The sequence below is a fragment of the Ensifer sp. Root127 genome (genome assembly GCF_001425225.1).
GTDB classification, from domain to species: Bacteria; Pseudomonadota; Alphaproteobacteria; order Rhizobiales; family Rhizobiaceae; genus Ensifer; species Ensifer canadensis.
Map to the genome: position 1 here is coordinate 18649 of NZ_LMDX01000053.1, position 12366 is coordinate 31014.

Below are 12366 nucleotides of genomic sequence, written 5' to 3' on the forward strand. Positions count from 1 at the left end.
CGTGCTCCTATTTGATTGGCGGCGAAGAGGCTTTGCCGAGTTTTATCGATGGCTCACGTCCCCACACGCGAAGCTTGCCGAGCTCTGATACAAAGCTTGGAAGCCCTTCGTCGCCAGGAAGGGCAATAACGCCTTCGTCGACCGCTTCGGCGATGCCCGCTTTTTCCAGCAGAGGGAGAGCAGATTGATCGTAGCCGATGAACTTGCAGTGCTGAAACGCATCGGCGACAAAATCGCGAACCGTTGCCTCTCTCAGCAAGTCATCCATCGCGGCTTCTGAAGTCAAAAGGGCGACAGCATCAAACAGAACTGATGGGCCGCCATCGATCATATGGTGGGCTTCGACCCACGTACCGTCGGATGCAGTGACCCCACCGACCTTTGGAGCGATCAGTTCGACCGTGGCTTTTTCCTCAATGATTGCCCCAGTCAGTTCCTTCAAGAGCTTGGCGTTAACGCCATCGGATACAAGAATGCCCAGCTTGCGGCCTTCAAAACGTTTCGGCCCGCGTTCTATGATGCTCAATGCGGGCGACGGCGTCAGATCCTGGCGGGTCGGCGCAGCTGCGTCGGCGGGCTTTGGCATGGTCTGAAGACCGAGTTTTTCGGCAACGGTGGTCGCAAGGGTCTCATCGATATTGAGAAGATGAGCCACCATGCGCTCGCGAATGACGGGTGTTTCAACCTTACTGAGTTCGAATGTCAGCGCCATTGCAATATGCCGCTGCTCCGGCGGGGTCTGACTGATGTAGAATTGCCGGGCCTGGCTGTAGTGGTCAGCAAAGCTTTCAGGGCGAAGGCGAACTTTTTGGCCTTGCTCTTCGGCAGGGAAATGCCGATATCCGCGCATCGGAGACTCCCTCGGTCCCTCCCCGTGAGAATTGGGCTGGTAGTTCGTTCGCCCCACGGGATTGCGCATGGCCATGTGCCCGTCCTGTTGGAAATGGGCAAAGGGACACTTCGGAGCATTAATCGGCAGGTGGGTGAAGTTCGTGCTGCCAAGTCGCTTCAACTGCGTATCAAGGTAGGAGAAGTTCCGGCCTTGCAACAGCGGATCGTTGCTGAAGTCGATGCCTGGCGGAACATTCTGCGTCATGAAGGCTACCTGCTCGGTTTCCGCGAAGAAGTTATCGGGCATTCTATCAAGCACAAGGCGACCGATCGCCTTGACGGGAAGGATCTCCTCCGGGATGAGCTTTGTCGGATCAAGTACATCGAAGTCGAAGCTGTCGGCGAATTCCTGATCGAAAAGCTGAACACACAGCTCCCATTCGGGGAAATTCCCCGACTTGATCGATTGCCAAAGATCCCGACGGTGAAAGTCCGGATCAGCGCCGTTGATCTTGACGGCTTCGTTCCAGGCGACCGACTGCAATCCCAGCTTGGGTTTCCAGTGAAACTTGACGAACGTGGACTCGTCCTTGGCATTGATAAAACGGAACGTATGGACTCCGAAGCCTTCCATGAAACGGAAGGAGCGCGGGATAGCACGATCAGACATGACCCACATGACCATGTGCATGCTTTCCGGTGTCAGGCTAATAAAGTCCCAGAAATTATCGTGTGCGGTTTGAGCCTGCGGAAATGCTCTGTCCGGCTCCTGCTTGGCAGCATGGATCACATCAGGAAACTTGATCGCGTCTTGAATGAAGAACACTGGAATATTGTTGCCGACGAGGTCCCAGTTCCCCTCCTGAGTGTATAGCTTGACCGCGAAACCGCGAACGTCACGCGCGAGGTCAGCCGAGCCTTTGTTGCCGGCGACCGTTGAAAAGCGAACAAAGGCAGGCGTCTTCTCACCCGGTCGCTGGAACAGATCTGCTCTAGTGTATGCCGCGAGAGATTCGTATGTTTCAAAAAATCCGTGGGCGCCATAGCCGCGGGCGTGAACGACGCGCTCGGGAATTCGTTCATGGTCGAAGTGGAAAATCTTCTCGCGGAAATGGAAGTCTTCGATCAGCGCTGGTCCGCGTGCGCCGACCCGCAGCGTATTTTGGTCGTCAGCGACCGGGCCGCCTTGAGCGGTCGTAAGGACGGGTGTGTCGTTTTCAGCGATCTGGTGAAGTTCGCCGCCCTGGCCGCGTCGCAGTTTTTGATCGTGTATTTCTGCGATTGTCGCTTGTTGTGCTGACGGAACGCTTGTCGTCTTCTTTGCCATTGGATAGCTCCTGGAAAACTCGGGTTTGGATTGTTGCTGGCGATCAGAAGCAAGGGGGCGTTTCGAAGGGAAGTGTCTGCCCCGTTGTCACTAGCTTGTTTTCTTGCGGAACCCTCTTGGATTGGCCGATCGATCGCCGAGCTTTGACCATGCCGCCTCTGAGATCAGAAGGCTGTAGAGCGCCGGCTTGCCAAAGATCTCGACCAGGAGTTCGACCTGGCCTTCAGTTTTGCCGCGGTGCTGGAGGAAACTTCCCCTGCTGTTCTCAGCCAGGGCGAGGTGCGCTGTCCTTGGCCGTTCCCTCAAGACGTTCTTTTCAACTAAACAGATGTCCTCGGGGGTGTCTTGAAAGGGATCGAGGGTTTCTCCCGTAAGCATCACAGCTCCGATCGCGTTCGAGGGATGACGAGGGCCGAACGTCGGGGCGGGGTCAAAGTTCCTCCATCGAACGAAAAACTGTCTCAGTTTGATGAGGGAACCAGCGAGTGCGTTCGCAATTGTTTGCTGGCAGCAGAATGCTGAAGACAATACCAGACACGAGTTCTAGGTCTTGGAGGGATGTTCACCGACGCTGCGAATGTCTTGGCCACGGGCAGGCAGCCTTCACTTGCAAGTCATTGAGGGCCGTAGATCCAGTCGAACATGAGTTTGGCATCCCTGCCGTGCGAATTGAGGGGAACATCCGGTTTTGTTGGATGTTTCATTCAAAGAGAACGGAGATTTTGATGAACGCAGATCCCAATGACCCCCAGGCTGGCGCGAATACGCCAGCGGAGACGGCCGCCCACCCGGTTGAGGCGATGCCCGGAATGGAGGTGAAGGCCTCGCCGACAATGGCCGATGCGGATGCGGAGGCGTTCGTGGCCGAAGCTGTTCAGGAACTTGCCAATTGTTCGATCCCGTTCCTCTTGGCCGGCACCTTTGCGATGAGCGCCTATACCGGTATTGCCCGGCAGACGAAGGATCTTGATATCTTCTGCAAGGCTGGAGACTACGCCCGAATCCTCGCTCACTTCAGGGACAAGGGCTACACGATCGAGGTCGAGGACGACCGTTGGCTGGGCAAGGTCCGGAAGGGTCGGCACTTCTTCGACGTCATCTTCGCAGCATCAAACGGCACGATGCCTATCAGCGATTCATGGTTTGAGAACGCGCGTCAGATTGAGATGAACGGGCACAAGATCCGGATCATAGCGCCTACGGAACTCATTTGGTCCAAATGCTTCATTCAGGTCCGCCATCGCTACGATGGCGGCGACGTGGTTCACATGATCCTGCGCGCAAGCGATGAAATTGATTGGCATCGGCTTCTCAGTCACATGGAAGTCCACTGGGAGGTCCTCCTTATCCATTTGCTGAATTTTCGCTGGGTTTATCCAACCGAGCGCGACAAGGTTCCTGAATGGTTGCTGGAAGAGTTACTCGACCGATTGAGTGCACAGCGCAAGATGCCACTGCCGCAAATGAAGGTTTGTCGGGGCAGGATGTATAGCCGGGTCGACTTCGAAATCGATGTCAAGGAATGGGGGTTTGCTGACGTGGGTGGAGAAGGGGAATTGCGGGATGTAAAAGACGAGACAGCACAAGGAGACGCGGTGTGACGGAAATGAGCCAAGCCGATAGAACCTTGACCTCTGCCAAGGTTCGCATAGCCGCGATGGGTGACCTGCATATGAAAGAGCAGGACTCCCCGTCTTACAAGGAGTTGTTCAGCGAGGTCTCTCAGGAGGCCGACATACTCGTCTTGACCGGAGATCTTACGGATCTCGGCAAACCGCGCGAGGCTGAGCTTCTTGTTGCCGATCTGCGATCCTGCTCCATTCCGGTGGTCGGCGTTTTGGGAAATCACGACTACGAATGTGGCCATGTGGAGGAAGTCAGGGCGATCATCAAAAGCTCGGGGATGCATCTTCTCGAAGGACAAGCGGTGGACCTAAATGGCGTCGGCTTCGCCGGGGTCAAAGGCTTTGCAGGTGGGTTTGGTCGGTTCATGCTAAGCTCTTTCGGCGAGCCCGCAATCAAAGCCATGGTGGCCGAAAGCGTTGAAGAGTCGATGCGGCTCGAAAACGCCCTTCGCCAGATCCGATCGGAGCGGGCGATGGTCGTGCTTCACTATGCTCCCATCGTTGAAACAGTGGAGGGCGAGCCAATTGAGATTTATCCCTTCCTCGGATCATCCCGCCTTGCTGAGACCATCGACCGATTTCCCGTCTCTGCGGTCGTTCACGGTCACGCTCATCGCGGAAAGTACTCTGGTAAAACCCCAGGAGGCGCGCCAGTTTACAATGTCGCATCTCACGTCGAAAAACCGACCGGAAAAGCTTATGCGCTCCTAGATTTGTAGGGCCGTCAGCGGATGTGAGACCGGGAAGCCGGAAAGACGGTCATGTGTCCGACATGTCTTTTGTGGTCGAAGTGCGATGACCTGGAAGAATTGTATGGTGATCCACTTTCGATCTGGCGACCTTGGGCACCAGGTATCGTTGGTCGCAGTATCGACAGCGGCCATCACATGGCGGAGGAAGCTCCACACGAAGTTGCCGCGGCGATCATCGCCTTTCAGCATGGATCAACGCCATGAGCTCCCGGACCTGACGAGGCAAACAGTCCCGTTGACATTGAGGCGTGAGATTTCCATCGCCCAGCCTTCGGTCATGCTGGGCGACGAACGAACGCTTTTCTGCCAGGCACATCGGCTTCCTGCAAGTGCTGACTTGCGTAGCAGCAACACTTCTGTCTACCGCAGAATCGCCATGCTGAAAAAACAAAAAAATATCAAAATGGGAACCAGTCCTTTTGCCCGAGGTTAGGGCGACACGTCATGTTGAATACAACGTTTTACCGGAGGAAACAGGACACGGGTCATCAGCAGCAAGGTGGCCAGGCCAGGGTGGCCACAGAGTGGTAGCCAGGGCGGCCAAGGCGGTCATCAGGGCGGCGGTCAAGCGTACAGCAGGGTGGCAAGCGGGGAGGGGTCAACGGCCAACGCTATCGCATCTTCCACCGTGGCCTGATTTACTGAGGGGTCTTTCTCAGCTGACGCGTTCGGTAATCACCCAGTGCCAATGCAGGATTGCCGCAGAACGAGGTGTGATGGCAAAACAGGTTTCGAAAACAAATCTGAACTTTGGAATATCGATAGAAACCGAACCCATGGAAGCGCGTTCAGCGGATCAACTCCCATCAGGAGAGGGTTGGCAGTATGAGCCGAAGTGGGACGGTTTCCGATGCCTCGCTTTCAAGAAGGGTCGTGAAGTGGACTTGCGGGCAAAGTCAGGCAAGGGGCTCGCCCGCTTTTTCCCGGAGATGGTGGCATTCCTCGCTGCGCTGCCAGTTGATCAGTTCGTGATCGATGGTGAGCTTGTCATCGCGATCGACGGGGAACTTAATTTTAACGCCCTGCAAATGCGACTCCATCCGGCGGAAAGCCGCATCACGACATTGTCGATCAAGACACCAGCAAGGCTAGTCGCCTTCGACATGCTGGTAGACACAAACGGTATGTCCCTCCTCGCCAAGAGTTTAGGATACCGCCGAGCCAGGTTGGAAGCTCTGGCGAAAACCGTAGCGGACGGAGAACATCTCTTGCTGTCGCCGTCCACCAACGACGTCGCTGAAGCCCGCCGCTGGTTGTCCGACGCAGGAGGCGACACAGACGGCGTGATATGCAAGCGCATCGAGGCCCCCTATCTGCCTGGTGATAGGGCAATGACGAAGGTTAAGCGGCTTCGAACGGCCGACTGCGTTGTCGGCGGTTTTCGATATGACAGCAACGGCAAGCTGGTCGGATCCTTGTTGCTCGGGCTCTACAATGACAATGGTGAACTCGACCATGTCGGCTACACCTCCACGATAAGGAACGACGAAAAACCAGAGCTCACAGCAAAGCTTGAGGCCTTGCGCGAGGCACCTGGCTTTACAGGCAAGGCTCCGGGAGGTCCGAGCCGTTGGGCGACGAAGCGCACTTCACAGTGGCAGCCCCTTAGACCTTCTCTGGTGGTCGAGGTTAAATTCGATCAGATTACGGGACGCAGATTTAGGCACGGGACAAAGCTCCTTAGATGGCGCCCGGATAAGAAGCCATCCCAGTGTGATTTTAGGCAGATCGAACCGGCTGCGGTCATCAGTGCCCAGGCAACAATGCCCGCAGGCGTCCAGACCGCCACGAAGCCGTCGAGCCGTAGAGCGCAACGGAGCTGATTATCTTCAGCCAAACAGCTCTCGACTTACCAAGGCGAAGCCTGGAACTTGTTTTCGATTTCGCGGTTTGCACACCATCGAGATCAATCAGGATCACGATTAAGGGAGTAATGCGAAATGGCAGCAACAAGCAAACCAGGTGCAAAGTCGGCGGGCAGGAAGGACGCTGCCACGAAAAAGAGCACGTCCCCGGGCAAACAAGGCGGAAGTCACGAACAGGACGTGAAAGCCGGCCAGCAGAGCCACAAGAACACAAAATAAGCGAACAAGAGCCCGTCCTGAATACGGGCTCTTGTAACGAGCTTCCTCGACCGAGATAGCCTATGTTCGCGCGGTGCCTTCCGCCGAACGCCTCCACCTCCGACCCCAAGCCTGTTCACAAGATCGTATGCTCACTCGTGAACAGGAATTCCTGTCAGCCGCTGGGGAGCTAACCACCCTAAACGCGTGGCTCGCGAGAACGCGGAAGCACCAAGGAGTGCAGATTCCGAGGCAATCCGCCCCCGCATTCCGAAATGATGCCGCCCCCCAATTCCGAGAATTAACCGCCCCCTTGTTCCGAGATGATGCGGCCCCCTGATTGGGGTGTTTGTCGGGGTGTTCTGCTGGTGAGACGTTCGTCCTTTCAGTTAGAGCGCGGCTATCCGTTGTTCGCTCAACACCTTCGCCGCACCCTCACTACATTGATATTCGTAAACTATGCGCTCACTGGGCCAGATTGCAGCCTCTCGCCATGACCAACCGAGGGGCTTCGTCCAGACCGCCCACAGGCTCTGATACCGATCGCAGCACCAGCGCGACCGTTCACCGTGGATGGCGCGATTAGCGCTAACGCTCCGTCTTTACTTGTTCAACTTCTTCCATGACGCGATCCCTGGCGACATTATGAACGTCCGAGGCGACGTGGACAGCGGTCTCGTAGACATCAGATGCCATCTCCTTGCCTTCTTCGACAAGTTCGGAGGTTTGCGCGGCGATATTGGTCTTTACGGCATCTGCCGCCTCTCCAAGAACTTCGTCTTCCACGTCAGTGTGCGGTAACGCTGCACCGATGGCGGCTCCGACGGCAAACGCCAGTGCCCCACCAACAAGCGGCTGGTCGCGGAAGTGCGTTAGGATAGCATCATTAAGACGATGGGACTGGTCTTTGAGAGTTGATCCTGCCGCAGATGACGAACCGACCACGGCGCTTGCCGCGTCCGTGGCTCTTCGAGCAACATCACCAGCCGTGTCCTTGACCTTGTTCCAACTCGCAGACGCCCAACCAGTAGAGGCATGGAGCACCGCACCCGCCTCATCGGTAATATTCGAGATCTGCTTGCCAGTGGCATCTGCAAACCCCCGATAGGCCTTTCCGCTTGCGTCAAGAAAGTTGCCTGCACGGCGACCCGCGCTGTCGGTCAGAGCCCGGAAACGCTGTCCAGCGTCGTCGGTGAAATGGCTGTAGCGTTCCTCGCCAACCATTTCCGGCGGACCAACGCGCCGCACGGATCCATAGGCGGTATAAAGCGGATAAGGTTCTTCGAACGGTACTGCATACTCGTCCGGGGCTGACCCTTGCTTGGCCATCAACCAGGCGAGGCTCACCCCCATCAAGGCCACGGGCAAGGGGTTTGCTTTCAACGCGTTGCCGAGGTTGCTGAGATACTCGGCCCCGCCGCTGCCCTTGGCATAGGCAATCACTTCATCGACGAGCTGCCCGGGGGACATACGCTCCTGGATCGCACCTATACGTGCTTCGATCCGTTGACGGTCGGCGTCAATTTCCTGCTGAATGTCGGCCGAGGATTTTTCTGACGATTGGTCCATCACATTTTCTCCTTGACGACATCGACATCGCGGCGAAGCGATGCGGTCGTGCGGTCAAGCTTGAAATTGGAGCCCCGCAATGTTGCGAGACCTTTGGAAATGAGCGCCCAAGCAATCAGGCCAACCACCAGGCCGACGACTAGGGCGGACGTCGCATTGGCGGTGACCTCGTTCATTCCGTTGCTGACGAGAGACGCAGCAAGACCGCTCACCAGCGCACTCAGCAACACTCCAACCGCGCCGATCGCAAAAATCAGCCCAATCATGAGGACTTCGACGCCGCCGAGGGCTTTTGCCACCTTTTCGGAGGCCTCGGTCTTTGCAAGATCAATCTCCTTCCTCAAGAGGCCTGAGACATCTGAAACAAGGCCGCCAACAAGTTCGGAAAGGGGCATCTGATCGGTCGTTTTAGCCATTGTCACGCCCTCCTAGTGGGGAGCTCGCCCCAGGGGACTGAAAGTCACCGGCAGCCGATTTGCTGGCTGCAGCGTGACTAGAAGCGCGTCGTGCAGACGCTGCAAGGAATCTGCTCGCAGCGACCCCGGCCAGTGCAGCCAACCCCAGGAATGCGACCGGCTGCTTGCGGCCAAAGTCTTCCGCCATTCCGGCTATTTCACCGAGGTCTCGGCCTTCCATATTCCGTGCAACCGCTGCGACACTCGCGCCGATCTGCTTAGCGTACCGGCCTACTTCCGGCTGGTCACCCCTTTCGAGCTCCGCACCCACCTTCTTTAGAGCAGTAGCGATCCCCGCCGTTTGACGCGCCGCGAACGTCGTTTTTTCTGCCAGGGTGTCTTGCACCCTTTCCATCGCAGTGTTCGCGCTGTCCTTAACGGCATCCGTCGCAGCGCTTAAATCGTCGCTGACCCTCGCTTTTAAGTCGCTGAGACTGGCGGGTTTTGCTCCATCTTTGGCGCTTTCGGAGAACCTGGGTTCGGCTGGGGGCATAACGCCACCCTGTGTGATCTGGTTGGTTGGGTCTGGCATGGCTTCCTCACGAGGTGTTTCAGGCAGCGACTGCTGCACTTTGCGCTCCAACCACAAGGCAATGCCTTTGTTCCGCCACCTCGACGGCAACCGCGTGGAATAGGATTGTTCTGGTTCGGAGTGTCGCAACCATTCCTGGAGCAGGTAACTGGACGCCACCAACGAGCTGCAATACCCATCCCGCAAAGGGACCATAACGCATATCTAGCGGTCATCTTCTACCTGCTCGCTGGACAAAGCCTTGCCCCTTGCACACTTGCCACCATGGCCCGGTGTGCGCTGCAGCAAAGCCTCAAGGAATGTCATCCTCAATGGCGCAGGATAAGGAGCCTGCCCCAATCATCTGCCGCCGGACCGGTTTTGCGGCCCGCCTAACAATAGCTCTCTTCGCAAGAACCAAACACTCGGCCACCCAGGAACTTTCATCGCCTGAGGGGCTTTATCTAGCTAAGGCAAGCCTCCCCCGGAAGGTCCATTTAATGTCAGTCGAGGGCGTCATGGCGAGTGAGAAATTATCCAGCTACCGACAGAAACGCGATTTCGAAAAGACCCGTGAACCAAGCGGTCAATCGGAGGTAAAGCCCTCTAATCGCCGGCGCTTTGTCATTCAGAAGCATGACGCCACGCGTTTGCATTACGACCTCCGCCTCGAGCTTGATGGCGTATTCAAATCCTGGGCCGTGACGAAGGGGCCGTCGCTCGATCCGCACGATAAACGCCTGGCCGTAGAGGTCGAGGATCATCCCCTCGACTACGGAGATTTTGAAGGCACCATCCCCAAGGGTCAATACGGCGGCGGAACGGTGATGCTGTGGGATCGCGGCTACTGGGAACCGGAGGGGAAAGAGGCTCCGGACGAGGCCTTAGCCAACGGTGACCTGAAGTTCACGTTGGAAGGTGAACGTCTGCAAGGCAGCTTCGTGCTCGTGCGCATGCGCAACGATCGCAATGGCAGCAAACGCACCAACTGGCTGTTGATCAAACATCGCGACGAATATTCCGTGGAGGAGAACGGTGCGTTTGTCTTGGAGAAGAATAACCGTTCGGTTGCATCTGGCCGCACCATGGAAGCCATCGCGTCAGGAAAAGGACGACAGCCTACGCCCTTCATGTCGAAAGACGGGGGATTGGAGGCCGACGCTGTTTGGGACAGCAAGAACGGATTAGCCGCAAAACAGCAAAAAGCCGGTCGTAGGACCAGCAAGAAGCCAGCAAGCAGCACACGCGGACCCGCACCAGATTTCATCCCGCCGCAGCTATGCGAAACATTGGCTCGTCCGCCCTCGACTGAGGGCTGGGTTCACGAAATCAAATTCGATGGCTACCGTATCCAAATGAGGGTCAAAGACGGCGACGTTACGCTGAAGACCCGAAAGGGCCTGGATTGGACCGCAAAATATCCAGCCATTGCCAAGGCGGGAGCCTTTCTTCCCGACAGTATACTTGACGGTGAGGTCTGCGCGATCGATGAAAATGGGGCGCCCGATTTCGCGGCTCTCCAGGCAGCCCTGTCAGAGGCGAAGACTGATGACCTGGTCTACTTCGCCTTTGATCTCCTGTTTGCCGAAGGCGAAGACCTGCGGGAAAAGCCACTTACAACCCGCAAGGATCAACTAGCTGCGATGCTCTCGAAAGCTGGCGATGATCCCCGCGTTCGTTTTGTTGAGCATTTTGAAACGGGCGGAGATGCGGTCTTAAAGTCGGCCTGTCGACTTTCACTTGAAGGCATTGTTTCTAAACGGGCGGACGCGCCCTATCAATCGGGCCGAACCGATACTTGGGCGAAATCAAAATGCCGCGCGGGACATGAGGTAGTGATCGGCGCCTATTCGACAACCAACGGCAAATTCCGCTCCTTACTTGTTGGCGTTAATCGCGGTGACCATTTCGTTTACGTCGGGCGGGTTGGCACGGGTTACAGTGCCAAGACAGTTAAAAGCATCTTGCCCAAACTGCAGGCGCTTGAAGCGGCGAAGTCTCCGTTCACCGGCATAGGGGCGCCCAAGAAGAAGCCCGGTGTCGTGTGGCTCAAGCCCGAGCTTGTCGCCGAGATCGAGTTCGCCGGCTGGACGGGAGACGGGCAGGTGCGCCAAGCGGCGTTCAAGGGTCTTCGCGAAGATAAACCGGCCCGAGAGGTCGAAGCGGAAGCGCCCGCCTCCCCGAAGAAGGCGATTGCGGATCCCGAAACACCAGCAACATTGCCGACACCTCCTCGCAAGAAAAGCAAAGCCGAAGTGATGGGGGTGCTGATTTCCAACCCTGAAAAGCCGCTATGGCCGGATAGTGGTGATGGCGAGCCAGTGACGAAGGTCGATCTTGCTCATTATCATGAGGCTGTGGGCTCTTGGCTTATCGAGCACATCAGAGGACGCCCCTGTTCGATCATCCGAGCGCCCGATGGGATTAATGGTCAACAATTTTTCCAACGGCACGCTTTGCCTGGTACCTCGAACTTGCTCGAGCTCGTCACTGTCTTCGGTGACAAGAAGCCGTATCTCCAGATCGATCGGGTCGAAGGTCTTGCCGCCATCGCTCAGATAGGCGGCATAGAGCTGCATCCTTGGAACTGCGAACCCGGTGAACCCGAGGTGCCCGGACGCCTTGTGTTCGACCTCGATCCCGGCCCCGGAGTGGCGTTTGATCGCGTCATCGAAGCGTCGCGAGAAATCCGCGACCGCCTGGAAACACTCGGTCTTGTCAGTTTTTGTAAGACAACCGGAGGGAAGGGACTGCACGTCGTCACCCCCCTTGCAGCAGCCAAAGGCAAAGCCCTGAACTGGTCTGTGGCCAAACAGTTCGCCCACGATGTCTGCGAGGAAATGGCGCGCGACAATCCAGATCATTATCTGATCAAAATGGCAAAGAACCAGCGGGAGGGACGCATCTTTCTCGACTATCTGCGAAACGACCGAATGTCGACCGCAGTTGCGCCGTTGTCGCCCAGGGCCCGTGACGGGGCAACCGTCTCGATGCCCCTGAATTGGAGCCAGGTAAGAAAGGGCCTTGACCCGACACACTACACCATCCGCAGCGTGCCAGACCTATTGGCCAAGAGCACCGCCTGGCAGGACTATTGCAACAGTCAGCGCTCGCTCGCAACGGCGATCGAACGGTTGGGCGGTACGGCTCGGTAACCGAAGTGGGATCGGCTGAATCTCAAAAGATCTTGGACCGTTGATGGTCTCCCAAGGGCCCATCCTTGGAGCCGAACC

9 protein-coding genes are annotated in these 12366 nt (G+C 56.9%); 4 read left to right on the forward strand and 5 right to left on the reverse strand.

All coding sequences use genetic code 11. The annotated features are described in order from the left end of the window. Window positions 1-7: 7 nt before the first annotated feature. Both catE and ASD03_RS33990 read right to left on the reverse strand, forming a co-directional pair. Window positions 8-2158 (reverse strand): catalase C, encoded by a 2151-nt coding sequence (gene catE, locus ASD03_RS33985; RefSeq protein ID WP_057218401.1) that lies wholly within the window; start codon window positions 2156-2158, stop codon window positions 8-10. A gap of 90 nt (window positions 2159-2248) precedes the next feature. After that, window positions 2249-2536, reverse strand: coding sequence for a hypothetical protein (locus ASD03_RS33990; protein WP_057218403.1), 288 nt, complete (start codon window positions 2534-2536; stop codon window positions 2249-2251). Window positions 2537-2967: 431 nt separating this feature from the next. Between ASD03_RS33990 and ASD03_RS33995 the strand changes: the two genes are divergently transcribed. From ASD03_RS33995 to ASD03_RS34010, 3 genes are all read left to right on the forward strand, one after another. Continuing rightward, a complete protein-coding gene (locus ASD03_RS33995) occupies window positions 2968-3759 on the forward strand; it encodes a nucleotidyltransferase family protein (RefSeq protein ID WP_057218658.1) in 792 nt (263 codons plus the stop codon). Window positions 3760-3764: 5 nt separating this feature from the next. Next, window positions 3765-4502 (forward strand): metallophosphoesterase, encoded by a 738-nt coding sequence (locus ASD03_RS34000; RefSeq protein ID WP_057218660.1) that lies wholly within the window; start codon window positions 3765-3767, stop codon window positions 4500-4502. 749 nt (window positions 4503-5251) lie between these two features. After that, window positions 5252-6358: an ATP-dependent DNA ligase gene (locus ASD03_RS34010; RefSeq protein ID WP_082557463.1), complete on the forward strand. Its 1107-nt coding sequence runs from the start codon at window positions 5252-5254 to the stop codon at window positions 6356-6358. An 828-nt stretch (window positions 6359-7186) separates the two neighbouring features. Here the strand turns inward: ASD03_RS34010 and ASD03_RS34015 are convergent. The 3 genes from ASD03_RS34015 to ASD03_RS34025 are packed head-to-tail and all read right to left on the reverse strand — an operon-like array spanning window position 7187 to window position 9193. Then, window positions 7187-8167: a DUF3618 domain-containing protein gene (locus tag ASD03_RS34015; protein WP_057218407.1), complete on the reverse strand. Its 981-nt coding sequence runs from the start codon at window positions 8165-8167 to the stop codon at window positions 7187-7189. Next, window positions 8167-8583 carry a phage holin family protein gene (locus ASD03_RS34020; RefSeq protein WP_057205397.1) on the reverse strand — a complete coding sequence of 139 codons (417 nt, stop codon included), beginning with the start codon at window positions 8581-8583 and terminating at the stop codon, window positions 8167-8169. Before ASD03_RS34020 ends, ASD03_RS34015 begins: the two co-directional genes overlap by 1 nt. Then, window positions 8576-9193, reverse strand: coding sequence for a nutrient deprivation-induced protein (locus ASD03_RS34025; protein WP_244494722.1), 618 nt, complete (start codon window positions 9191-9193; stop codon window positions 8576-8578). Before ASD03_RS34025 ends, ASD03_RS34020 begins: the two co-directional genes overlap by 8 nt. A gap of 458 nt (window positions 9194-9651) precedes the next feature. Between ASD03_RS34025 and ligD the strand changes: the two genes are divergently transcribed. Continuing rightward, window positions 9652-12288 (forward strand): DNA ligase D, encoded by a 2637-nt coding sequence (gene ligD, locus ASD03_RS34030; protein WP_057218665.1) that lies wholly within the window; start codon window positions 9652-9654, stop codon window positions 12286-12288. The last annotated feature ends 78 nt before the right edge of the window (window positions 12289-12366 follow it).

What these genes read in the sequence shown, in the direction of transcription:
- ASD03_RS33995 (WP_057218658.1), top strand. Translation starts at nt 2,968, where the DNA reads ATGGAGGTGAAGGCCTCGCCGACAATGGCCGATGCGGATGCGGAGGCG.
- ASD03_RS34020 (WP_057205397.1), bottom strand. Translation starts at nt 8,583, where the DNA reads ATGGCTAAAACGACCGATCAGATGCCCCTTTCCGAACTTGTTGGCGGC.
- ASD03_RS34010 (WP_082557463.1), top strand. Translation starts at nt 5,252, where the DNA reads ATGGCAAAACAGGTTTCGAAAACAAATCTGAACTTTGGAATATCGATA.
- ASD03_RS34015 (WP_057218407.1), bottom strand. Translation starts at nt 8,167, where the DNA reads ATGGACCAATCGTCAGAAAAATCCTCGGCCGACATTCAGCAGGAAATT.
- catE (WP_057218401.1), bottom strand. Translation starts at nt 2,158, where the DNA reads ATGGCAAAGAAGACGACAAGCGTTCCGTCAGCACAACAAGCGACAATC.
- ASD03_RS34000 (WP_057218660.1), top strand. Translation starts at nt 3,765, where the DNA reads ATGAGCCAAGCCGATAGAACCTTGACCTCTGCCAAGGTTCGCATAGCC.
- ligD (WP_057218665.1), top strand. Translation starts at nt 9,652, where the DNA reads ATGGCGAGTGAGAAATTATCCAGCTACCGACAGAAACGCGATTTCGAA.
- ASD03_RS33990 (WP_057218403.1), bottom strand. Translation starts at nt 2,536, where the DNA reads ATGCTTACGGGAGAAACCCTCGATCCCTTTCAAGACACCCCCGAGGAC.